This is a genomic window from Actinoallomurus sp. NPDC052308 (assembly GCF_040679195.1).
GTDB classification, from domain to species: Bacteria; Actinomycetota; Actinomycetes; order Streptosporangiales; family Streptosporangiaceae; genus Actinoallomurus; species Actinoallomurus liliacearum.
The window spans coordinates 71,507-96,774 of the sequence record NZ_JBFAUM010000008.1; the positions used below are offsets into that span (position 1 = coordinate 71,507).

10 protein-coding genes are annotated in these 25,268 nt (G+C 70.1%); 7 read left to right on the top strand and 3 right to left on the bottom strand.

Annotated elements, in window-relative coordinates; translation table 11 throughout:
- Positions 1-158: 158 nt before the first annotated feature.
- From AB0L00_RS21770 to AB0L00_RS21795, 6 genes are all read left to right on the top strand, one after another.
- Positions 159-3,782, top strand: a complete 3,624-nt coding sequence (locus AB0L00_RS21770; protein ID WP_364436940.1) for a glycoside hydrolase family 3 C-terminal domain-containing protein — start codon at positions 159-161, stop codon at positions 3,780-3,782.
- A 224-nt stretch (positions 3,783-4,006) separates the two neighbouring features.
- On the top strand, positions 4,007-7,087 hold the full coding sequence (locus AB0L00_RS21775; RefSeq protein ID WP_364436943.1) for a GH92 family glycosyl hydrolase: 3,081 nt from the start codon (positions 4,007-4,009) through the stop codon (positions 7,085-7,087).
- 16 nt (positions 7,088-7,103) lie between these two features.
- A complete protein-coding gene (locus AB0L00_RS21780) occupies positions 7,104-8,771 on the top strand; it encodes a glycoside hydrolase family 71/99-like protein (protein ID WP_364436946.1) in 1,668 nt (555 codons plus the stop codon).
- A gap of 156 nt (positions 8,772-8,927) precedes the next feature.
- Complete coding sequence (locus AB0L00_RS21785; protein WP_364436949.1) at positions 8,928-12,947, top strand: sugar-binding domain-containing protein; 4,020 nt, start codon at positions 8,928-8,930, stop codon at positions 12,945-12,947.
- Between the two features lie 246 nt (positions 12,948-13,193).
- Positions 13,194-16,448 (top strand): GH92 family glycosyl hydrolase, encoded by a 3,255-nt coding sequence (locus AB0L00_RS21790; protein ID WP_364436951.1) that lies wholly within the window; start codon positions 13,194-13,196, stop codon positions 16,446-16,448.
- A gap of 56 nt (positions 16,449-16,504) precedes the next feature.
- The gene (locus AB0L00_RS21795; RefSeq protein WP_364436954.1) at positions 16,505-18,130 is read left to right on the top strand and encodes an SGNH/GDSL hydrolase family protein; all 1,626 of its coding nucleotides are present in this window, start codon (positions 16,505-16,507) and stop codon (positions 18,128-18,130) included.
- 83 nt (positions 18,131-18,213) lie between these two features.
- Here the strand turns inward: AB0L00_RS21795 and AB0L00_RS21800 are convergent, their stop codons facing one another.
- The gene (locus tag AB0L00_RS21800) at positions 18,214-21,060 is read right to left on the bottom strand and encodes a hypothetical protein (protein WP_364436957.1); all 2,847 of its coding nucleotides are present in this window, start codon (positions 21,058-21,060) and stop codon (positions 18,214-18,216) included.
- 321 nt (positions 21,061-21,381) lie between these two features.
- Between AB0L00_RS21800 and AB0L00_RS21805 the strand changes: the two genes are divergently transcribed.
- Positions 21,382-22,611: an ROK family transcriptional regulator gene (locus AB0L00_RS21805; RefSeq protein WP_364436960.1), complete on the top strand. Its 1,230-nt coding sequence runs from the start codon at positions 21,382-21,384 to the stop codon at positions 22,609-22,611.
- A 24-nt stretch (positions 22,612-22,635) separates the two neighbouring features.
- Here AB0L00_RS21805 and AB0L00_RS21810 read toward each other — a convergent pair whose 3' ends face one another.
- Together AB0L00_RS21810 and AB0L00_RS21815 are read right to left on the bottom strand one after the other, a co-directional pair.
- Positions 22,636-23,940 carry an enolase C-terminal domain-like protein gene (locus AB0L00_RS21810; protein ID WP_364436963.1) on the bottom strand — a complete coding sequence of 435 codons (1,305 nt, stop codon included), beginning with the start codon at positions 23,938-23,940 and terminating at the stop codon, positions 22,636-22,638.
- Positions 23,937-25,094 (bottom strand): GntR family transcriptional regulator, encoded by a 1,158-nt coding sequence (locus AB0L00_RS21815; RefSeq protein WP_364436966.1) that lies wholly within the window; start codon positions 25,092-25,094, stop codon positions 23,937-23,939. The genes AB0L00_RS21810 and AB0L00_RS21815 overlap by 4 nt, the downstream gene beginning before the upstream one ends.
- Between the last annotated feature and the right edge of the window lie 174 nt (positions 25,095-25,268).

Consider the following 25,268-nt stretch of genomic DNA (forward strand, 5'->3'; position numbering starts at 1 on the left):
AATGTACGCCTAAACCTGGCAATGCTGCGCTGTCGTGCAACCGTACGCGGGAGTCGCTCCGGTCCGGTCGGGGCTCGACCCACGAAGGGAGGACGGTAGCGCCGTCGGCGACGGCGCATGGTTCACCTCCGCCAGCTTCATGATCAGGAGTCACCCTGATGGCACAACCCAAGTCCTCGTGGCGGCGCACCCTTGTGGCCGCCGCGTCTTCGCTCGCCTGCGCGATCGGTCTGGCCGGTATCTCGGCGCCGCCGGCGCTGGCGGACACGACGCCGATCTACTTGGACACCCATTACTCCTTCGCGGAGCGAGCCGCGGACCTGGTCTCGCGGATGACGCTGGACGAGAAGGCCGCCCAGCTGCACACCAACGACGCGCCGGCGATCCCGCGGCTGGGCGTCCAGCGCTATACCTACTGGAGCGAGGGCCAGCACGGCGTCAACTCGCTCGGGGCGAACAGCAACCACGGTTCGGCCTCCGGTGGCGTGCACGCCACCAGCTTCCCGACCAACTTCGCCTCGTCGATGTCGTGGGACCCCCAGCTGATCTATGACGAGACCACGGCCATCTCCGATGAGGCGCGTGGTTTCCTGGACAAGTCGCTGTGGGGTATAGGACAGAACAACCTCGGCCCGGACAAGAGCGACTACGGCTCGCTGACGTACTGGGCGCCGACCGTCAACCTGGACCGGGACCCGCGGTGGGGCCGGACCGATGAGGCCTTCGGGGAGGATCCGTACTTCGCCGGGCAGATGGCCGGCGCGTTCGTCAACGGCTACCAGGGCCAGACGCAGACCGGGAAGCCCACCACGCCTTACCTGAAGGTCGCCGCCACCGCCAAGCACTACGCGCTGAACGACACCGAGAAGGACCGCACGGGGATCAGCTCGGACACCGATGACCGGACGCTGCGGGAGTACTACACCGCCCAGTTCCGGCACCTGATCGAGAAGGACCACGTGTCCGGGCTGATGACGTCCTACAACGCCATCAACGGCACGCCGGCGGTCGCCGACACCTACACCGTCAACCAGCTCGCCCAGCGGACGTACGGGTTCGACGGCTACATCACCTCCGACTGCGGCGCGGTCGGCACGACGTGGCGTCTCCCACCGGGCGGGCATGACTGGGCGCCGCCCGGCTGGACCACCGACCACCAGGGCAACCCCACCTGGACCAACACCGCGACCGGTGCGAAGCTGTCGGGCCAGGCGGGCGGGCAGGCGTACGCGCTGCGCGCCGGCACCGACGTCAACTGCACCGGTGACGAGGCCACCGCGCAGAACATCCGGGACGCGATCGACGCCGGTGTGCTGAGCGAGGGCGTCGTGGATACCGCGCTGGTGCATCTGTTCACCGTCCGGATGCAGACCGGGGAGTTCGATCCGCCGAGCCGGGTGAAGTACACCAAGATCACCAAGGATGTCATCCAGAGCCCCGAGCACCAGTCCCTGGCCACCAAGGTCGCCGACAACTCGCTCGTGCTGCTGAAGAACGACGATGTGCCAGGGACGAAGAGCCCCCTTCTGCCGCTGAACGCCGCGAAGCTGAACAAGGTCGTGATCCTGGGAGACCAGGCGAACACGGTGAACCTGGGCAACTACTCGGGTGAGCCGACGCTGCAGGTCAGCGCGGTCAAGGGCATCACCGAGGCGGTCAAGGCCGCCAACCCGGACGCCTCGATCGTCTTCGACGACGCCAAGACCTCGACCACGGCCACCACGCCCGCGGTGCTCAGCGACCAGACCAAGGCCGACATCAAGTCCGCGGACCTGGTCATCGTGTTCGTCGGCACCGACCACGGCGTCGCCGACGAGGGCAAGGACCGGACCACCCTCGCGATCCCCGGCAACTACCACTCGCTGATCGACCAGGCCACCGCCCTGGGCAACGACAAGATGGCCCTGGTGATGCAGACGGGCGGCCCGGTCAAGATCGACGACGTCCAGGCGAAGTTCCCCGCGATCGTCTTCAGCGGTTTCAACGGCGAGAGCCAGGGCACCGCGCTGGCCGACGTGCTGACGGGCAGGCAGAACCCGGCCGGGCACCTGAACTTCACCTGGTACAAGGACGACTCCCAGCTGCCGGCGATGTCCAACTACAACATCACCACGGCGGGCACCGATGGGATCGGCCGGACCTACCAGTACTTCACCGGCACCCCGACCTACCCCTTCGGCTACGGCAAGAGCTACACGAGCTTCGCCTACTCCCACATCCGGGCGAACGGCGCCTCGGTGACCGCGAACGGCAAGGTCACCGTCCGGTTCGACGTCACCAACACCGGCCATGTCGCCGGCGCCACGGTCGCCCAGTTGTACGCCGCGACCCCGTTCGGCGTCCCCGGCCTCGAGATGCCGAAGAAACGTCTCGTGGGCTTCAAGAAGACCGCGGTGCTGCGGCCCGGCGCGACCGAGCGCGTCTCCCTCACCGTCAACGTCGCCGACCTGGCCGTCTGGGACGCCAAGGCGATGCGCTCGTTCGTGCCGGATGGCACCTACCGGTTCCAGGTCGGGGCCGACGCGGCCGACATCACCGCCGCGCCGGAGGTGAAGGTCACCGGGCAGATCACCCCGAAGGTCCAGTACGTCACCGTGCAGCCCGAATCGGTGCAGTACAAGGTCGGTGACACCATCGACCTGACCGGCAAGAACCAGTGGATCAAGGACGACACCGACCACAGCAAGGAGCAGCGCAACCTCAACGTGACGGCCGACAACATCGTCGAGGCCGTCAACAACGACCAGTCCTTCGTCGACCTCACCCACGCGAAGGTCCACTACGGCAGCAGCGACCCGCACGTGGCCACGGTCGACGCCGGCGGGCACGTCAAGGTGGTCGGCTCCGGCGTCACGACCCTCACCGCGAAGGTGGGCGGGGTCACCGGTTCGGCGGTCATCACCGCCAAGTACCCCTACTCGGTCACCGCACCCTCGACCGTCGAACCCGGCGACACCCTCACCGCCACGACGACGTTCACCAACTCCGGCCCGAACGCGCTGAGCGACGTGACGATGTCGCTCACCACGCCGGACGGCTGGACCGCGGAGGCCACCTCCCCGGCCACGTTCGCCCAGGTCGCCGCCGGTCAGACGGTGAAGACCACCTGGACGGTCAAGGTCCCGGCCGACGCACCGCGCAACGGCTACGACCTGCAGGCCAAGGTCACCTACGCCGCCCAGGGCGGCGAGGGAAGCGGCGCCGCGACCACCAACGTCGGAATCCCGTACGCGTCCCTGGCCGCCGCCTACGACAACGTCGGGATCACCGACGACGCCGACCCGTCGGCGGGCACTCTCGACGGCGGCGAGTTCAGCCTGTCGGCCCAGGCCCTCGCCGGCGTGGGCATCACGCCGGGCGGCAAGGTCGCCCACGGCGGGTTCACCTTCACCTGGCCGGACGTCCCGGCGGGCAAGCCGGAGAACGTCCTTGCCGGCGGGCAGGCGTTCGACTTCTCCGGGGCGGGCTCCAACCTCGCCTTCCTGGGGACGGCCAACAACGGCACCGCCTCGGGCAGCGGGCTGATCACCTACACCGACGGCACCACTCAGCCGTTCTCGATCGCCTTCCCCGACTGGTGGTCCAGCGGCGGGGACACCGTCGCCACCCTTCCCTACATCAACAGCAAGAACAGCGGAAAGGTGAACCAGACCGTCCACCTCTACATGTCCACCGTCAAGTTGCAGGCGGGCAAGAAGGTGCAGTTCATCACCCTGCCCAACGTCAGCACGGGCGGAAGCGGCGCCAACGCGATGCACGTCTTCGCCGTCGCGACCGACTGATAGCGGTTGAAGGCGGGCGGGCGGTCGGCGGCGTCACCGCCGACCGCCCGGCCCCATCGTTCCCGTCGCGGTCACCGCGGTCTCAGCGAACACGTCGGTGACAACGTTGTCATTTTCTTTGGAACCACCTCGCGTGCTCCCCCGGCGAGCGACGCGGCCGAAAGACCAGGAGGCTCGTGGTGCGTCCACGAAGCGGCAGATGGAGAGGGCTCGGGATCGCGGCGATGGGACTGGCGGTGTGCGTACTGGGCGCCCCGTCCGCGGTCGCCGTCACGCCCGTACGACCGGGTCCGGCCACGCCGGTGCCCGATCCGACCGACTACGTCAATCCGTTCATCGGCACCAAGAAGGGCGTTGACTGGGAGAACACGTTCCCCGGCGCGACGGCGCCGTTCGGGATGGTGCAGTTCAGTCCCGACACGCCGTCCGGGCCGACCGGCTACTCCTACACCGATGACGCCATCAAGGGCTTCAGCCTCACCCACTTCTCGGGTGGCTGCTCGTCGTTCGGCGACCTCCCGATCCTGCCGGTGACCGGCGCGATCGGAACGAGCCCGGCCGGGCGCACCGAGCATTTCTCGCACGACGAGGAGCACGCCGCGCCCGGTTCGTACTCCGTGCGGCTCACCGACTCCAACGTCCAGGTCGAGCTGGGCGCCACCGAACGGACGGGGATCGCGTCGTTCCGCTACCCGGCCGGCAGCCAGGCCCAGGTGCTCGTCAAGTCGGGCACCAGCCTCGGCGGCGACCTGGCCGCCGATGTCAAGGTGGTCGGCGACCGTGAACTGACCGGCACCGCGACGGCCCACGGGCTGTGCAACAACTCCAAGTACACGGTCTACTTCGACGTCGCCTTCGACCGGCCGTTCACCGCGCACGGCACCTGGCAGGGCGGCACGGTCACGCCCGGCTCGTCGAGCGCGACCGGCTCCGGCTCCGGCGCCTACCTGACCTTCGACACGTCCGCCGACAGCACGGTGACCGCCAGGATCGGCCTGTCGTACGTCAGCACCGCCGGCGCGGCGAAGAACGCGGCGGCCGAGATCCCCGGCTGGAACGCCGCGCGCGTCCAGAACGACACGCGCGCGGCGTGGCGCACCCTGCTGCGCAAGGTCGCCGTCGGCGGCGCGTCCGCCGACGAGCTCACCCTCTTCTACACCTCGCTCTACCGGTGCTTCCAGGCGCCGAGCGTCTTCAACGATGTGGACGGCCGGTACATCGGCTTCGACGACGCCGTCCACCGGGTGCCCGCCGGGCACACGCAGTACGAGATGTTCTCCGACTGGGACATCTACCGGTCGCTGGCGCCGCTGCAGGCCATGCTGTACCCGGACCGCGCCGGGGACATGGCGAACTCGCTGCTGCGCGACGCCGAGCAGCAGGGCGGCTGGTGGCCGAAGTGGCCGGCGCAGAACATGACCGGCAACGTGATGAACGGCGACAACGGCGTGCCACTGTTCGCCCAGTACGTCGCGTTCGGCGCCAGGGGAGTGGACATCGCCGGCGCGCTGCCCATCATGAAGAAGGGCGCCACCCGGTCGCAGAAGATCGGCTGGGGCTGGGTGGAACGGCCGGGCGTGGAGGACTACGTCCGGCTCGGGTACGCGCCGAACAACGCCGACTCCCAGGGCGACCACGGGTTGCAGGGCGCGTCGGAGACCCTCGAGTGGGCGATCGACGACTTCGCCATCTCCCGGCTCGCCGCGGCGATCGGCGACCGCGCCACCGCCACCGAGTACGCCGAGCGCGGCCAGAACTGGCAGCACATCTTCGACCCGAGCACGGGCTACCTGCGGCCGCGCGACGACTACGGCGCCTTCCCCGCCGGTCCCGGCTTCCAGAGACCGCCGGCCGGGGTCTTCGGCCAGGACGGCTACGACGAAGGCAACGCTGCGCAGTACAACTGGCTGGTCCCGCAGGACCTCGCGGGTCTCGTCACCGCAATGGGCGGCAGGGACAAGGTGATCCCGCGGCTGGACGACTTCTTCAGCGAGCTGAACGTCGGTGGCAACGACCCGTACGACTGGGCGGGCAACGAGATCGACACCGCCGCGCCGTGGGTGTACGACTACGTCGGGCAGCCGTGGAAGACCCAGGAGGTCACCCGGCGCATCGAGACGGATCTGTTCACGAACGCGCCGGACGGGCTCCCCGGCAACGACGACCTCGGCGCACTGTCCTCGGTGTACGTGTGGGCGGCCCTCGGCATGATGCCGGCCACCCCCGGCACCCCGACCCTGGCGTTGAACAGCCCGCTGGTGAAACGCGCGGTGATCAGCCTGGGCACCGGCCGGAAGATCACCATCAACGCGCCGCGGGCCGCCGACGACGCGCCGTACGTCACCGCGATGCGGCTGAACGGCCGGCCGCATGAGTCCACCGCCCTGCCCGCGTCGTTCGCCACGAGCGGCGGCGCGCTGGACATCGACCTGTCCACCCGGCCCGACACCCACTGGGCCACCGGCGACAAGGCCGCGCCCCCGTCCTACCGGGCCCACGAGGTGCCGGCGATCGGCTACATCACCCCGACCGGAACCCAGGTGACCCGCGGCGGCACCAGCCTGCCGGCCACGGTCGGCGTCTCCGCGCTCGCCGGGCACGCCGGCAAGGTCCGCTGGACGGCCACCTCCGATGTCGCCGGGGTCAGTGTGACCCCCTCGTCCGGCACCCTGGACCTCACGCACGCCGGCACCGCCCACGTGCCGGCGACGATCGCCGTCGCGCAAGGCACGGCGTCGGGCTACCACCCGGTCAAGGTGATGTTCCACGCCGCCGACGGGACGACGCTGCCGGGCGGCACGGTCGTGGTGACCGTACCGGCGGCCGACGGCGCCGCCACCGCCTGCGACACACTCGGTGCCACCGACACCGAGTGCGGGCTGCGGCTGCGCGACAACGGTGACGGCCACACCACGCCCGTCACCGTCGGCGGACGCTCCGGGCGCTCCACCACGGACGGCTCACCCTACGAGTACTTCGACGTCGACAACACCATCGTCCCCGGCGGCCATTACACGGCGACCGTGACGATCGACTACTACGACCATGGCGCCGGCAGCTGGAGCCTGCAATACGACTCCACCGACGGGGCCTACAAGCAGAGCCCGCCGGTCGCCAAGACCGGTACCGACACGTGGAAGACCGCGACGTTCACCGTCGACGACGCGGCCTTCGGCAACCGCGAGAACGCCGGGACCGACTTCCGCCTGGCCAACGGCGGCGACACCGGCACCATCGGGCGCGTCCACGTGACCGTGTCCGGCGACAACGTCCTCGCCCTCCACCTCTGCCCCGACGACAAGTGACATGAACGGAGTCGCCATGGGAATGTCACGCCGCGCGTTCATCCGCGGCTTCGCCGCCGGCGGGTCGGCCGCCGTCGGCCTGGCCGCACTCGGCATCGATGTGAGACCCGCCGCCGCGGGTTCGGCCGCCGCCAGCCCGGCCGGCGACGTGGTCGGCAAGATCACCGTCGGCTACCAGGGGTGGTTCGCCTGCGCCGGGGACGGTGCGCCGATCAACGGCTGGTGGCACTGGAGCCAGAACTGGAGCCAGGCGCCCTCGCCGTCCAACAACAACATCAAGGCCTGGCCGGACATGCGCGAGTACGCCAAGGCGTACCCGACCGCGTACGCCGACCTGAACGGCGGCGGGGCCGCGACGCTGTTCTCCTCCTACGACCAGCAGACCGTCGACACCCACTTCGCGTGGATGAAGCAGTACGGCTGCGACACCGCCGCCCTGCAGCGCTTCAACCCCAACGGCGGCGAGGGCGCCACGCGCGACGCGATGGCGCAGAAGGTGCGCAGCGCCGCCGAGTCGAACGGCGTGAAGTTCTACATCATGTACGACGTCACCGGCTGGACGAACATGCAGTCGGAGATCAAGACCGACTGGACGAACAAGATGTCCGCGTACACGGCCTCGTCGGCGTACGCGCGCCAGAACGGCAAGCCGGTCGTGTGCATCTGGGGCTTCGGTTTCAACGACTCCAACCATCCCTGGAGCGCGTCGGCCTGCCTCGACGTCGTCAACTGGTTCAAGGGCCAAGGCTGTTACGTCATCGGCGGGGTGCCGCGCGAATGGCACGTCGGCGGCAGCGGTGGCCGCTCGGGGTACGACAGTGTCTACCTGGCGATGAACATGATCAGCCCCTGGATGGTCGGCGCGATCGGCAGTGCCGCCGACTCCGATAACGCCTACACCACCTACACCGTGCCCGACCAGGCGTACTGCAACGCCCACGGCATCGACTACCAGCCGTGCGTGCTGCCCGGCGACGTGTCGGTGCCGCAGCAGCGCGCGCACGGTGACTTCATGTGGCGCCAGTTCTACAACATGGTCCGGGCGGGGGTGCAGGGCGTCTACATCTCCATGTTCGATGAGTACGGCGAGGGCAACCAGATCGCCAAGACCGCCGAGAACGCCGCCATGGTCCCGTCCGGTTCCGGCCTGCGGGCGCTGGACGAGGACGGTACGGCCTGCTCGTCGGACTACTACCTGCGGCTCACCGGTGACGGCGGCCGGATGCTCAAGGGCCAGATCGGCCTGACGGCCACCCGGCCCACCCAGCCCGTCGTCACCGGCGGCACCCTCAAGGTCATCAGCCTGCGCTCCCGCGCCGACGACGACTACGTCACCGCCGACAACGCGGGGACCTCCCCGCTGATCGCGAACCGCACGTCGATCGGCCCGTGGGAGCAGTTCGACATGGTGGACGCGGGCGGCGGCGACATCGCGCTGCGCGCCCACGCCGACAACGAGTACGTCTGCGCCGACAACGCGGGGGCGTCCCCGCTGATCGCCAATCGTACGGCGATCGGCCAGTGGGAGACGTTCCGCCTGATCCGCAATGCGGGCGGCACCGTCAGCCTGTTCGCGCTGGCCGACAACATGTACGTCACCGCGGAGAACGCGGGCGCCTCCGCGCTCATCGCGAACCGCACGTCGATCGGCCAGTGGGAGCAGTTCGACCTCGTCGTGTCCTGACGGCCGAGGCGGCGCGGGTCGCGGCCCACCACCTGGCAAACCGTCCCCGTACGCCGGCGGCGACCGAGATACCGGACCCGACCTGCCGGGTCGCCGGGCGTCCCGATGGGCACCCGGCGACCCGCGTAGGCGGCGACCACAAGGAGAGAAGCCCGGATGGACAAGCATGCCGCACATACCCGCGGAGCATCGGCGCACTCGCCCGCGGGGCCGACCCGGCGGCACCTGCTGACCGCCGGTGCCGCCACGATCGCCCTCTGGAGCATTCCCCGGTCCGGAAGGGCACTGGCGGACAGCGCATTGGAACCCCAGAGCCGCCCCGACGAGGGCCGGGTCCTCGAGTCGCTGAACGGTACGTGGGACTTCCTGCCGGCCACCGGCACCCCCGCCTACCCGCCACCGGACTCGGGCTGGGCGACGATTCCCGTTCCGGCCGAGTGGAACATGACCTCGGGTTCGTTCAACACGTCCTGGGGCGCCTACGACCTGTTCAAGACGCCGGCCGACTGGGACAAGGTCGACGTCGCCTGGTACCGCCGCACGGTCAGGGTGCCGTCAAGCGCCCGCGGCAAGCGCATCATCCTGCGGTTCGAGGCGGTCAACTTCGAGTCGGCCGTGTACTGGAACGGCACGCAGGTCGCGCAGAACACCGACGGGCTGCTGCCGTTCGAGGCGGACGTCACCGACGCGGTCACCTGGGGCGGTACCGACACGATCCACGTCCTCGTGCGCTCGCCGAACGCGGGAGCGCGGCAGTCCGACGGGTACCACTTCCCGGCCGGTTCCTGGTGGGGCCAGACCTGCGCCGGAATCTGGCAGGACGTCTGGCTGCTCGCCCGCGCGCCGGTCCACGTCGATGACACCTTCGTCGTGACGTCGGTCCGCGACGGTGAGATCCGGATCGAGACCACCGTGGCCAACGCCGGTCCGCAGGCGGCACAGGTCTGGGTCGAGCACCTGGTCCCCGACGGGCACCGCACGATCGTGCGCTCCCAACTGCCCGCCCAGGTCGCGAGGGGCGGCTCGGCCGTCGTCCGGCTCACCCGGAAGTGGGACTCGCCGTGGCTGTGGAGCCCCGACGACCCGCACCTCTACACCCTTACCATCAACGTCCGCAGCGCGCAGGACGGGCCGGTGATCGACACCAAAACGGTGCGGTTCGGCTTCCGCGAGGTGTGGGTCGACGGCCAGACCCTCTATCTCAACGGCGCCCCGTGCCTCCTGCGCGGCGACTCCTGGCACTACATGGGCTCGATCGAGAACAGCCGGGCCTACGCCAAGACGTGGTTCACGATGGCCAAGGCCGCCGGGGTGAACTACGTGCGCCTGCACGCGATGCCGTACCCGCCGGTCTTCTACGACGTGGCGGACGAGATGGGCATGCTGCTGGTCGCCGAGTCCGGGATCTACGGGTCCTCGGGCAACTACGCGCTCCATGCCGACGACTTCTGGACCAATTGCGCGACGCACCTGACCCGGCGGGTGCGGCGTGACCGCAACCATCCCTCGGTGATCGCGTGGAGTGCGGAGAACGAGATGCTGGCCGCCTTCGGGCAGTCATGGTCGGCCCAAGTGGCGGCCTTCAAGCCGGTGGTCGCCGCGCTCGACACGACACGACCGATCTACTTCGAGGGCGACGAAGACCCTCAGGGTGCCGGCGATCTCCGTAGTACCCACTACCCACTGGAGATCACCAAGAGCAACACGGCGATCCCCGAGTCGGCGTACGCCTTCGCGCCCGGCCGGTCCCGAGCGGGCGACTGGGACCACAAGAAGCCCTTCCTGTTCGGCGAGTTCAGCTCGATGTACTACGCGAACCCATCGGACGTCAGCGCGATCGGCGGGCCGGAGACCTATGCCGATCTGGACGGCCTGTGGCGGGCGCACGCCTTGATCGTTCGCGCGCAGATCGAGGGCTTCCGCTACGCCGGGATCTCGGGCATCTCGCCGTGGAACATCGTGTGGTACGGAATGCGGCCGCTGCCGTTCGACCCGTCCCGCGAGTCGCTGCCACCCGACGAGTCGGAGGGCCCGAAACTCGCCCAGGTCGGCCGGTACGCCGCGACGCTCAACCCCGGCTTCGAAGAGGACCTGCCACGCTGGCAGGCCAACGCGATCCACGACGCCGCGGCCCGGGCGTTGCAGCCCACCGCGGCGCTGGCCCGCGACTACCGGGCCCACTACTGGTCCGGGTCGACGATCAGCAAGAACCTCGCCGTCTACCACCCGTCGGCCGACGGCGCGACGGTGACCGTGACCTGGTCGCTGCGGACCCGGGGCAAGGTGCGGAAGTCGTCGAAGGAGGTGACGGTACCGGCTGCCGGCGGCCCGGTCGACCTGGCCGCGACGCTGACGGCGCCGAAAGTGACCCGCACCGTGCGGGCCACCTGGCGGGTGAGCGTGTCGGTCGACGGCAAGGAGCGGTACGCCGACAGCTCCGATCTGACGCTGTATCCGGCTACGGTCGCCAAGCCCACCGCGCGAGGCCGGATCGCCGCCACGGTCCTCGAACCGAGCGGCGGCGCGACCGGCGCCGCACTGTCCGCCCTCGGCGTGACGGTACGGTCCATTACCGACCTGAGCGCCCTGCCCGCCGCGGACGAGATCCTCGTCATCGGGGAGGGCGCCGTGCTGTCGGCGACGGCGGACCAGTCGGCCGCGGTGACCAAGTTCGTCGAGGACGGCGGCCGGGTACTGGTGCTGGCCCGGCAGACCATGCCGCAACTGCTGCCGTGGCCGACCACGGTGGCGGCCTCCGCGCAGACGGTGGCGCACGTCGCCGCGCCCCATCACCCCGTGCTGGCCGACATCTCCCGCGACGACCTGCGGTGGTGGCAGACCGCGGGGGACCAGGTCGTGGCGGCCGCCATCGTCAAGCCGCGCTTCGGCAGCCTGACCTCACTGGCCGACGTCGGGCCGGCCCTGGCGCTCAGCGCACTGGCCGAGGCGCCGTACGGCAAGGGCACCTATCTGCTCTGCCAGTTTCCGGTCATCGCCGCGGCCGCGAACGAGCCGATCGCGGCGATCCTGCTGCGCAACATCGTCGACCACCTGGTCGGCCGGGCGGCCGCGCCGCGCGCGCGAGTCGGGGTCATCGCCAAGGCCGGCCGGATTCCCGCGACCCTGACCGCGGCGCAGGTGACCTCCACCGCCATCACCACGGTCGACGCGGCGGCCCTCGCCGCGGTGGACATCGCGGTCGTTGACGCGTCCGCGGGCAACGAGCCGGCCCTGGCCGACGTCGCGGCGGCCGCCGGGGTGGTGCGGGACTGGGTACGGCAGGGCGGCACGCTCTGGGTCAACGGCCTGCAGCCCTCGTCTCTGACCACACTGTCGAAGGTGCTGCCCTCGGGCCTCACCCTGAACCCGGTCGACGCCGCGCACAGGCGGGGCGCCGTCGTCACCGGAACGTCGCCCGTCACCGACGGCCTGAACAACGCGGACCTCGACTGGCCGGGATCGAACCTGGACCTGCTGCAGTACACGGTGCGGGGCGACGGCGGCGTCGAGGCGGCGCGCAGCCACGCGGTGGACTGGACGGCGTTCACCAAGGGCGTCGAGCAGAACAAGTACGGAATCGCGGCGGAGAGCACCCGGGGATTCGTCGCGGGCTGCGCGCTGTGGGTCGGGACGGTCGGCAAGGGGCGGGTCGTCATCGACCAGCTCGGCTGGCCCGCCGACCTGGCGCTGCCGTCCCAGACCGGCATCGCCGCCGCGCTCGCGGCCGGACTGGGCGCGGCGTTCACGGCCGGCAGCGGATCCGGGCTGATCCCGACGACCGACTGGAGACCGTTCACGAACCCGGGTACCGGCGGGGCGGCCAACGCGTACGACCGCAACCCGTCCACCCGGTGGAGCAGCGACGCACTGCAGCAGGCGGGCATGTACTACGGTCTCGACCTCGGCGCCGCGTACTCGCTGCAGCGGGTCATCTGGGACTCGTCGCTGTCGCCGGGGGACTGCCCGCGCGGCCTGGACGTGCAGGTCTCGGGCGACGGCACCACCTACGCCACGGTCCTGAGCATCCCGGACACGTCCTCGTACATCGCCGGGGGCGTGCTGACCGTGTCCCTGAACTCGGTGTCGGCCCGCTACATCAAGTTCGTCGACACCAAGTCGACGACGGGCAACTACCTCTCGGTCCACGAGCTCTACCTCTACGGCACGAAGGCATGACGCCGCGTGGCGGCGCGGGGGAGACGCGCCGGTTCCTTCGGAGACCGGCCGCAGGCAGGAAGGAGGAGCGCGAACGGCGCGCGTGAGGCGTCGCGCCGGTAGTGGCACATGCTCGGGGGCGATCTCGCCGTGTGGCAGGTCCATGTGCCGAAGTCAATGGGCCTGTGACCCTGGAGGTCGACAGTGGCAGGACAACGGCGGCGAGGATCCGCCATCATCATCGGGCTCTTTGTGGCCGGCTCCCTCATGTCCCCCGCACGTGCCGCCGAAGCCCCGGCCGGCCTGGTGGACGACCCGGTCGGTCTCGTGAACCCGTTTCTCGGCACCGGCAAAGGCGGCGAGGTCGTGGGCCCGGTGGACATGTTCCCCGGCGCTTCGATGCCGTTCGGCATGCTGACATGGAGCCCGGACACCCCCACCCGCCCCGCCGGAGGCGGCTACGACTACGACGACTCCTCCACCCTGGGCTTCAGCCTGACCCACGCGTCCGGCGCGGGCTGCAACATCTTCGGTGACCTGCCGATCCTGCCGACGACGGGTGCCATCGGCTCCGATCCGGCCAAGACCACCGAGCCCTTCCGCCATTCCGACGAGCAGGCCAGGCCCGGCTACTACGCGACGCGGCTCGGCACGGACGGGGCCATCGGCGCGAAGCTCGCCGTCACCACGAGGACCGGGATCGGCCGGTTCGACTACCCCGCCACCACGCAGGCCGACCTGCTGTTCAAGGTCGGTGACTCGCAGGGCGGGAACACCGCGGCGACGGTCGACATCACCGGCGACGACCAGATATCCGGGTCGGTCAGCGGCGGCCACTTCTGCGGCCATCAGGACACGCACATCGTCTACTTCGCGGCCACGTTCGACCGCCCGTTCACCTCGTACGGGACGTGGAACGGCACGACGGTCACCCCCGGCGCCAGGACCGCCGCGGTCCGCGGCGCGCAGCGCGCCCCGCAGACGCCGTCGGGTGCCACCAACGCCCCCGCCGGCGTGGAGGCCAAGGGGCCGCAGAACCGCACACAGGCCGCGGGGAGCAGCGGCCCGAAAGCCGGCGCCTGGGTCGGGTTCGACACGACCCAGAACGGCCAGGTAGGCATGAAAGTGGCGATCAGCTACGTGAGCGCCGCGAACGCCCTGGCCAACCTGAAGGCGGAGAACCCCGGGTGGGACGTGACGGCCGTGGCGAACCAGGCCGAGACGGCGTGGCGGCGGCTCCTTTCCCGCATACAGGTCGGCGGGGGCACCCACGACCAGCAGGTGGAGTTCTACACCGCGCTGTACCACGCCCTGCTCGTGCCCAGCGTGTTCAGCGACGCCAACGGCCAGTACCTCGGCTTCGACGGCAAGGTGCACAACGTCGCGCCGGGCAGGGCGCAGTACGCGAACTACTCCGGATGGGACATCTACCGTTCGGAGGTGCCCCTGCTGGCCATGCTGGCCCCCGATCAGACGAGCCAGATGATGCAGTCGCTGGTCAACGACGCGGCGGAGGGCGGTTGGCTGCCCAAGTGGCCGGTGGCCGGCGCCTATACGGGCGTAATGAGCGGTGACCCCGCCGACGCGATGATCGCCGAGGCCTACGCGTTCGGCGCCCGGGACTTCGACACCAAGGCGGCGCTGGCGGCCATGATCAAGGGCGCCACAGTTCCCCAGAGCAAGGAACAGTACGGCCAGGGCTACTACGAAGAGCGCCCGGGGCTCGCCGACTACCTCAAGCGCGGCTACGTGCCCAACACACCGGTCGGCGACAACAACCTCGCGAACAACGGCGCCTCCATCACGCTGGAGTACGCGACCGCCGACTTCTCCATCGCCCGGTTCGCCGACGCCATCGGCGACCACGCCACCGCCCGGCGCTTCCTCGACCGCTCCCAGAACTGGACGAACATCTTCAACGTCGACTCCGGCTACTTCCAGCCGCGCGACTCCGATGGTGCCTTCCCCGGCGGCAATCCGGTCACGGCGGGCATGCTCAACTTCGGTCAGTCCGGGTTCCAGGAGGGCAACGCCGCCCAGTACGCCTGGATGGTCCCGCAGAACCCGCACGGGCTGATCACGGCCATGGGCGGGAAGGGCAAGGTGGACCGGCGCCTGGACGAGTTCTTCACCCGGCTCAACGTCGGCCCGAACCAGCCGTACTACTGGGCCGGCAACGAGGTCGACATCCTCGCGCCGTGGCTCTACGACTACACCGGCAAGCCGTACAAGACGCAGGACCTCGTGCACCGGCTGCTAACCACCGTCTACTCCAACACCCCCGGCGGTGAGCCGGGCAACGACGACCTGGGCGCCATGAGCTCCTGGTTCGTCTGGGCCGCGCTCGGCATGTACCCGCAGACGCCGGGCACGTCGGTGCTGGCCCTCGGCGCGCCGCTGTTCTCCACCGTACGGATGAACCTCGGCGGCCGGACCGTCACGATCTCCGCGCCGGGTGCCTCTTCAACGACCTATGTGCACGCACTGTCGGTCAACGGGCGTCCGTGGTCCCGGGCCTGGCTGCCAGGATCACTGCTCGCGGGCGGCGGCCCCGGGCATGTCGCCCTCGACTTCCGGCTCGCCGACAAGCCCGACACCCGCTGGGGGGCGGCACCCGGCGACGAACCGCCGTCCTACTCCGCCGGTGCGCTGAGGTTCCCGCCAGGCCTCACGCCCACCGAGATCGAGACCGACCCGGCCACCACGACGGTGACCGCCGGGGCGACGACCAAGAGCACGCTGACCTTCACGATCGGGGCCGGCGCGCGGCCCGCGCGGGCGCCCAGGGTCGGCTCCATCACCTGGAAGGCCTCGCCTCCCAGCGGCGTCACCATCAGCCCGGCGTCCGGGACGCTGCCGGTGTCCGCCGACGGCACGGCGACGACGACCGTCACGATCTCCGCGGCGGCGAACGTCACTCAGGGATTCGAGACGATCCCGATCACGGTGACCGCCGGCCCGTCCGTGGCATTGCCCCGGCTGTCCCTGCCCGTCACCGTCATCGGTCCCGGCGACACGGCCACGACCTGCACCACATTGGGAACGACCAAAACCGACTGCGGGCTCTCCCAGATCGAGGAGAACGGCGACGGGGTGACGAGCCCGGTCACGGTCGGCGGCATGAGCGGACGCACCACCGTCCCGGTGACCAGCGGCCAGTACATGTACTTCCGGGTCGATCCCCGCATCGCGTCCCACCAGCACACCACCGCCACATTCACGATCACCTACTACGACTCCGGAACCGAATCCTGGTCGCTGCAGTACGACGCGGACGGCGGCGGCGCGTTCACCCGCGCGCTGTCCGTCACGAACCAGAACACCGGTACCTGGAAGACCGCGACGGTCACGGTGCAGGACGCCGGCTTCGCCGGGCGCGAGAACGGCAGCACCGACTTCCGCATCGGCTCATCCGCGCCGATCACCATCCACAGCGTCCGGACCAAGATCAGCGGCCCGAACGTCCTCCCGGTCGATCTCTGCCCCGGATCACCCACGTCCGGCAGCGGGGCATCGCGATGAGAAAACGATCACTTGACCGCTCACAGCCGCCCCTGGCCAGAGGAGATTCCATCAAGATGCACATCAATCTCGACAAGAACCGGTCGGCGGTATGGGTCGCGGCCGCAGTACTCGTCGCCGGAACGTTCACCGCGCCGGCGGTAGCGGCTCCGGTACGGGCGCCCGCCGCTCAGCCCGCGGCCGTCTCCTGGACCGGAACCTGGTCCGCCTCGCCGCAGAGCACCGGCGCTTCGTTCAACCAGCAGACGCTGCGCCAGATCGTGCACACCAGCATCGGCGGCACCGCGGCCCGGGTGCAACTGTCCAACGTCTTCGGCAGCAAGCCACTGGTGATCTCGGACGTGCACATCGCCCAGTCCACGTCGGGCTCTAGCATCTCGACGAATACCGACAAGCAGGTCACCTTCGGCGGTCAGAGCTCGGTCACGATCCCGGCCGGCGTTACCGCGGTCAGCGACTCCATCCCCTTCGCCGTCACCGCCCTGTCCAACGTCGCCGTCAGCGTCTATCTGCCACAGGCGACCGGACCGGCCACCGGCCACTCCCAGGGCACCCAGACCAACTACATCGCCGGCGGTGATGTCAGCGGCTCCGCGACGCTGAGCGGCGCGCAGACCACCGGAAGCTATGCCTTCCTCGCCAACCTGGATGTGCAGAATTCGGCGGCCCAGGGGGCGGTGGTGACGCTCGGCGCATCGATCACCGACGGCGTCGCCTCCGGGACGAACGACAACCGGCGCTGGCCCAACGACCTGGCACAGCGGCTGAACGCCAGCGGACGGACGATCGGCGTGCTCAACCAGGGCATCAGCGGCAACCAGCTGCTCAAGGACGGAGCCGGTCAGAGCGCGCTCAACCGGTTCGACCGCGACGTGCTCGGCCAGCCCGGCGTGCGCTGGGTGATCTTCGCCGACGACCCGATCAACGACCTGGGATCCAGCCAGGCCAACGCCGACGACCTCATCAACGGCATCAAGCAGCTGATCTCCCGCGCCCATCAGAAGGGCATCTCCTTCATCTGCTCCACTCTCACGCCCTACCAAGGCGCGTCGTACTGGACGCAGACCGGCGAGAACGGTCGGGAGGCGATCAACTCCTTCATCCGCGGCGCGAACAGCGGCTGCGACGCCGTCGTCGATCAGGACACGGCCACCCACGACCCCGCCAATCCCACCCGCTACCTGCCCGCCTACGACAGCGGCGACCATCTGCACCCGAATGAGGCCGGCCTGCAGGCCATCGCCGACGCCGTCGACCTCGGCACCTTCGGTCAGGCACCGTCATCCGGGCCGGTGATCAGCCTGCGCGCGCACGCGAACAACGAGTACGTCACCGCCGAGAACGCCGGTGCCCAGCCGTTGATCGCCAACCGCACCGCGATCGGCTCCTGGGAGCAGTTCGACGAGATCGACCGGGGCAACGGCGACATCGCCCTCCGCGCCCACGCCAACGGCGAGTACGTCACCGCCGAGGCCGCGGGCGCCCAGCCGTTGATCGCCAACCGCACCGCGATCGGCCCCTGGGAGACGTTCCAGCTGATCCACAACAGCGACGGCAGCATCAGCCTGCGCGCCCAGGCCGACAACGAGTACGTCACCGCCGAGAACGCCGGTGCCCAGCCGTTGATCGCCGACCGCACCGCCATCGGCCCCTGGGAGGAGTTCGACCTGATCACGGACTGACGGGTCGGTCGGCTGACCGCGACCGCCCTGCTGAAGAAGTCGGTGCGCCGGCCCGCCGCGTCGTGGCGCGGCGGGCCGGGCCTCTAGTCGTTGATCAGGTCGAACTCTTCGGACGGGCCGACGGTCGTCTTGTCGGCGATCAGGGGAGCGTCGCCTGCGGTGACATAGGCGTTGTTCACCTTCGCCCGCAGGCTGACGCTGCCGTCGGAATTGTGGACCAAGGTGAACGTCTGCCCCAGGCCGACCGAGGTGCCGTCGGCGATCAGCGGAGCGGCGCCACCGTCGTCCGCGGTCACGTACTCGCCGTTCGCGTGGGCGAGGAGCGCGATGCCGCCGTTGCCCAGGTCGAACTCGTCGAACTGCTCCCACGGGCCGATGGCCGTCCGGTTGGCGATCAACGGCGACGCGCCCGCGCTCTCCGCCGTCACGTACTCGCCGTTGGCGTGCGCCCGTAGACTGATCACCTGTGGGATGGCCGAGTCGACACCGATGCTCCGGGCGCCCACGTGCTTCACGGCGGTGGCGGGGCTGCCGCCGACCGGGGCGAACGGAAGCAACGTGGTGGGCGAAGAGGCGAGTTCGACCAGGTACGTCCTGCCCGCGTGGGCGGGGATGCTGAACGTCGCGTCGCTTCCCGGTGCCGCCACCTTCGCACCGGTCCTGCCGTCGGCGACGGTCACCGCCTTGCCGGGCCACGGGTTCCGCATGGAGATCGGGTGATCGGTTCCGGCCACGATCGCCACTGTGCTCGGCGTGCCGTCGGTGATCTGCACGTCGACCTTCGTGCCGTGCTGGACGTACACGGTGCCCTCGCCGGTCCAGCCGGCGGGCCAGGCCGGCGCGATGCGCAGCAGCCCGTCATAGTCCTGCACGAGCGCTTCGCTCACCGTCGCCGCGACCACGCCCGCCTGCTCGACGTACGGTTCGCCGCCTTTGGACCCGCTGAGGCTGGCCAGTCCCGACGGATAGATCTGGTACGACTTGGTCGCCGCGAGCAGATCGGCCTTCACCTCGCTCGCAAGCCCGAGCCGGGCGGCCTGGAGCGAGTCGAAGTTCCAGTCGTTGGCGTTGACGTAGCTGCGCGCGGCGTACGTGCGCTTCGCCAGGTCGGTGAAGGCTCCGCTGTCACCGATCAGGTCGTACGGCCAGACCGCTTCGAGGCCGAGGTTCTCCGAGTTGTGCTTGGGCGCGGCCGGCTCCGCGGATGGGCCGATCATGTCCGCCCCGTCGGCGTCCGTGGAGGGAGGCAGCAGTTCGGTCTTCGTCGCGGTGTCGGTGCGCGGGAACGGCGGGATCTTCGGGATCGCGGCCTTGAGCTCGGCGACCAGACCACCGTCGACGCCCAGGGTCTGGGCCGCCTTCACCACGGCGGGGAAGAGCGCCTGCATCGCGACGATGTCGGTCGTCGGATCGTTGACGTTCCACTGCGTCTCATGGGCGTTGGCCCGGGTGTGCAGGTATCCGTCGGATCCCGTGGTCGCCGCGGAGAGCAGGAACCGGGCGGCGCCGCTCATCAACGGGTAGTTCGCCTTGAGCGTCGACCTGTCGTCGGTGGTCAGGTACTCCTGCCAGATCCACAGCGCGATCTCGGCGCCGCTGGTGATGGTGAGCGAGTTCCAGCTCGGGGCGATGGTCGAGTCGCACGAGGCGTTACTCGCGGCGGCGTCGCCCGCGTAGTACCCGTTGCCGTTGAACCGCATGGTCTCGGGAACGCAGAGGCCCTTCCTGCCCGGCATGTGGGCTGCGGTCCAGGCCGAGATCGCGGCGACGTTGCTCCGGTAGAGGCGGAAGACGGGGTCGTTGAGGAACGACTCGCCGGCCGACAGGTTCGCCTGGACCTGCATCCGCAGGTTCCAGAACCAGTACCCGGCCGGGTACCAGTCCTGCCGGTCCTGCGAGAAGTCGAAGAGGTCCGCCAGACCCGCCTGCGAACCGGGCAGTGGCCCGCCGCGCTCCGCCGCGGCGTCATAGAGGTAGAGGGTGCGCAGGTTCTCCACGTACTCTCCGGAACCGTCCGACGACGTGATCTTGATCAGCCCGGCGGTTCTCCAGTAGTCGTGCCACCATGCCAGATGGGCGCCGGTCAGCGCGGCGGCGGGCTTCGTGGTGTCGTGCCTGATCAGCGACTCGGCGGTGGCGAGCGCGTCGCCCCCGGTCCAGGCGGGCACCGCGACGATCACTCGGAAGGATCCGTCGGCGTGGGGGGTGAAGGACACCTGCGCGGTGCGGTCGTCCGGGTTCGACGCGGTGACGTCACGCCCACCGGCGCTCACCCCGGCGAGCGAGCCGAAGGTCCTGCCGGACGCGCCGGTCGCGGTGTCGTCCACCCAGGTCTCGGCGAGTGTCGCGACCTTACCGGACGCCCGCACCGACGGATTCCGGCCGCTCCACAGCTTCACCGCGGCGGTCTGCGTGCCGTTCGGGTCGGCGCCGGTGACGTCGACGACCAGCTGGGCGGTACGGGCGCGCACGTACGCGGTGAGGGACATCCCGCCGCCGGACTCGTGCAACATCCCGTCGTACGGGTCGAGGTACCCGGTGAAGTCCGGTGCGCCGGTCAGCTTCGCCAATCCGGGGATGACCAGCTGCCCCGGCGATTTGCGGTCGGGAAAGGTGTCGGAGCGGTTGAGCTGGGCGGTGAAGCCGTTCGCGGCCCAGACCGCGGCGCCCAAGGTCCCGTTTCCCACCGGCACGAACTGCGTGGGGTCGGTGTTGGCCCTGGTGAGGACGACGTCGGATCGGCGCACCACGTTCGCGGTGTCGACGGCGAAGGAACCATGGCGCCATGCCGTCGTCGGACCCGTCGCGGCCCGGGTCGGGGTCGGCATCGCCACGCCGGCGGCGGCGGCGATCAGCGAGAGCACCGCCAGGGCGCCGCGGAGCGGGCGTCTCGGTGGTGTGTCGCGTTCGGTCACCGTCCCGGAGGCCATCCGAGCGGGTGTCCGGCGACGTACGAAGTTCCATCTCGCCACTGTCGACCTCCACGGTCACGATCCGTCGGGCAGGCGCCACCGCACGCGCCGGTGCGGTTCCCGAGAGCGGGCCACCGCCCAGCCGGCAGGCGTCACCACGTAGACCGCGGTATTGATCGATGTCGGACGAAATGCGGGATCGGCAGGGGGTGGGTGGCGGCTCTCGGGACGAATTTCTCCGATTTTGAGCCTTGAATCAAGTCCTGGCGCACGATTGGCGGGCGATTCCGCCGACCATGGTTGCTAACCTGAGGGAGACATGCCGACGCCGAGGAGCCAGTGATCGATACCCCGCTGAACCTTCGAGAGGTGGGGCGGCTCCGGGTTCTCGAGGCGCTGCACCACGTGGGCCATACGAGCCGTTCGCAGCTCACCAGGCTCACCGGGCTGTCCAGGGCTACCGTTTCCTCGATCGTCAGCGACCTGCTGACCGCGGGCCTGATCAGGGAGGAGACCGACACGTCGGGTTCCCGGGACCGGCCGACGGGCCGGCCGGCGCAGCCCCTGACGCTCATCTCCTCCGCCGCCTACGCTGTCGCCGCCGACATCGGCCACCAGCACGTCCGGGTCGCCGTATGCGACCTTCACGGACACCCGATCTGGGACACCGTCGTGGCCAACGACACCGACCGGGCACCTCACGAGACCCTCGACCGCACCGCCGACCTGATCCAGCAAGCCCTCCGGGAGAAGGACATCCCCATCGGCGACGTCCTGGGGTTGGGGGTCGACATCGCCGCTCCGGTCCGCACCGCCGACGGAGCCCTGGAAGCGCGCGGCATCATGCCCGGTTGGGTGGGACTTCGGCCGGGTCGTGAGCTGGAGCAGCGGACCGGCCTGACCACCTGGGTCGCCAACAACGCCGACGCCGGCGCCCTCGCCGAGCGCCTGTACGGCGCCGGGCGCGGCACGGCCGACATGATCTACATCAGGCTCTCCACCGGCGTCGGCGCGGGCATCGTCAGCGGCGGTCGGCCGCTGACCGGCGCGGGGGGCCTGGCCGGCGAATTCGGCCACATCGCGGTCGACCCGCGCGGCCGTATCTGCCGATGCGGAAATCGCGGATGCCTGGAGACCGTGGCAGGCCCGGCCGCCGTCGCCGAGCTCCTGGAGCACAGCCGGGGCCACCGCGTCACCGTCCCCGATCTCCTGCGGCTGATCGACGAGGACGATCGGGGCGCCGTCCGCGCCCTGGAAGACGCGGCCGAACACGTCGGCCGTGTCCTGGCCGACCTCGTCACCCTGCTGAATCCCGAGTTCATCGTCGTCGGCGGTGAGCTCGCGGCCGTCGGTCCAAAGCTGTTCGAGCCGATGGAGCGGGCGATCCGGCGTTACGCCCTAGCGCCCGCCGCGGAGGCCGTCACCGTCGTACCGGGAGAACTCGGCGACCAGGCCGAGGTGCGCGGTGCCGCCGGGATGGTCCTCGCCCACGCCCCCCGGATACTCGCCGACCGGCTCGTCTCCGCGGAACGCGGCGGGGACCGTAACGATCCGGTCCGCGCCACCTGAGCGGGTCGCGGGGGCCGGCCCCGATCACGGAGGTTCCAGGCCGCCGTCGGGACGGCGGACCTGGGCCGCCCATCGCTCGTGGAGGAATCTGGTCGGCGGGTACCTGAGCGCCGCCTTCTCGTCGAGATCGACACCCCAGCCCGGAGCGTTCGATGGGTACAGGTGGCCGTCGCGGACGACCGGTGTCCCGGGGAAGACCTCATGGGTCGCGTCGTTGTAGTCGTGCGATTCCTGATAGCCGAAGGCGGGGGTCGAGATGTCGACCGCCATGTTGGCGGCGACGCCGACGGGGGAGATGTCGCCCGGGGAGTGGAACGCCGTACGCACGCCGAACAGCTCCGCCAGCGCGACGAGCTTGCGCGTCGGAGTCAACCCGCCGATGGCGGAGGTGTGCAGGCGCAGCAGGTCGACGCCGCCGTCGCGGATCAACCGCGCCGCGTCGGTCACCGCGCCGATCTGCTCGCCGACCGCGATCGGCACCGGAGAGGTGGCGCGTACCTCCGGGAGCCGGTCGTAGTACTCCGGGGCGACGACGTCTTCGAGGAACGACAGCCGATAGGGCTCCAACGCGCGGGCGAGCACCACGGCCTGCTTGGGAGTCAGCCGGCTGTGCACATCGTGCATGAGGTTCACGCGGTCGCCGAGGCGGTCGCGTGCCGCCGCGAACAGGCCGGGTGTCGCGCGCAGATAGCGTTCGGCGTCCCAGCCGTCCGGATGCGGCGACCGCGGATAACCTCCGGGGGTGCCCGGGGCTCCGTACGTGCCGAGGCCGGGGCCGCCGACCTGGAGCCGGACGTTGCGGTAGCCCTGGTCGATGAGCGCCTCGGCCTGTTCGAGGGTTTCGTCGATCGTCGCCCCGGCCGCGTGGGAGTAGACCTCGACGGCGGCTCGGCTGCGACCCCCGAGAAGTTCGTAGACGGGCATGCCGGCTCGTTTGCCGGCGATGTCCCACAGAGCCTGGTCGACTCCGGACAGGGCGTTGTTCAGCACCGGGCCGCCTCGCCAGTAGGACGAGTAGTGGATCAGCCGCGTGATGTCCTCGATGTCCGCCGGGTGCCGGCCGATGACGAGCGGGGCGAGATGATCGTCGACCGCCGCCGCCACGGCGGCGTACCGCTGCGTGAACGTCGCGCAGCCGAGTCCGTACAGACCCGGCTCGGAAGTGTCGACACGTACGACGACCAGCGGAGTGCCCTCCGGCGCGGTCACGATCGCGCGGACGGCGGTGACCCGCAGGCCGTCGCGGGCCGGCCACGGTGGCAGCGCCTGCGGCAGCCCGCCGGACGGGCCGAGCAGGCGGTCGGCGTCGTGCTTCGGCGCCGCCGTCACTTGGCCCGCCGTTCCGTACGGCGGCCGGCGGACCGCCCGGTTCCGATGACCTGGAGGTGGCCCATGGCGGACTGGCGGGTCTGGACGGTCACCGGCAGCACGACCAGCTCGGGTCCGGCCGCGCCGCCGGGCTCGCTGATCCGCTCGTGCAGCAGGCGCATGGCGCGTCCGCCCATCTCCCGCGACGGCAGCGATACCGCCGCAGCCGTCAGCGGCAGCACGTTGAACGGGCCGGCGGTGTCCATCCCGGCGAGGTCGACGTCGCCCGGGATCTCCCGGCCGAGTGCGATGAGGTCCTCCGCGGCGGTCGCCAGCGTGTAACCGTTGGCGCACAGCAGCACCGTCGGCGGCTGCGGCCCCTCGAGCAGCTCGGCGAGGAGCGTACGGCGCGTCTCATCGGACTGGCCGTGGTAGCGGCGCAGCACCGTCAGATCCTGCCGGACCGGGATGTCATGCTCGCGCAGTGCCTGGATGTGTCCGGCGAGACGGTCGCGGACGCTGGTGACGTCGGTCTCGTCCCACAGCGTGGCGATGGTCCGGTGGCCGGCGTCGATCAGGGCGGTCGTCAGGTCGCGGCCTGCGGCGAAGTTGTCGGCGACCACGGCGTCGTTGGCCAGGTCGAGGCGATAGCGGTCGACCATGACCAGCGGTACGCCGCGTCGGCGTACCTCGGCGTAGGGGGACAGGACGTCGGTGCCGTCGGCGGGGTAGACGATGATCCCGTGGACCTGGTGGTCCAGCGCCTGAAGCAGGGCCTTCTCCTCGCGGCCGGGGTCGCCTTCGCTGTGGGAGAGGAAGAGTCGGTAGCCGAGCTCGGCGCAGACCTCCTCGATGCCCGCCAGGATCTGGCCGACGTGCGGGCCCTGAAACTGCAGCACACACGCGATCGTGCGGTCCGCCGCGTCGGCGGCCGGCTCCGGCGGGCGCTCGGCGACGAAGGTGCCCTGGCCTCTGCGGCGCACGACGTGCCCCTCGGCGGCGAGCTCGTTGAGGGCCCGCACGGCCGTCGCGTGGCTGACGTTGAAGCGCTCGCAGATCTCCCGCTGGGTCACGAACGGGCGCCCCGGGGCATACTCACCGGCTGCGATCGCCGCCAGCAGGTCTCGCTTGACCTGCTGATACAGGGGGCCGTCGGCGTTGCTGGTTGACGTCAATCGATCTCCTTGCCCGGGCGCACCGCGATATCGGACCCGCGCGGCTATGAAACCGACTTTAGCATGTCAAAAGAGGCGGTACCCCTCGTAGACGCTGGTTAACTTTGAGCTATTGACATGTTAAATCTTGCGCACCTATGGTCAACGCACTCGATCCGAGATCGGCCTGGCCAG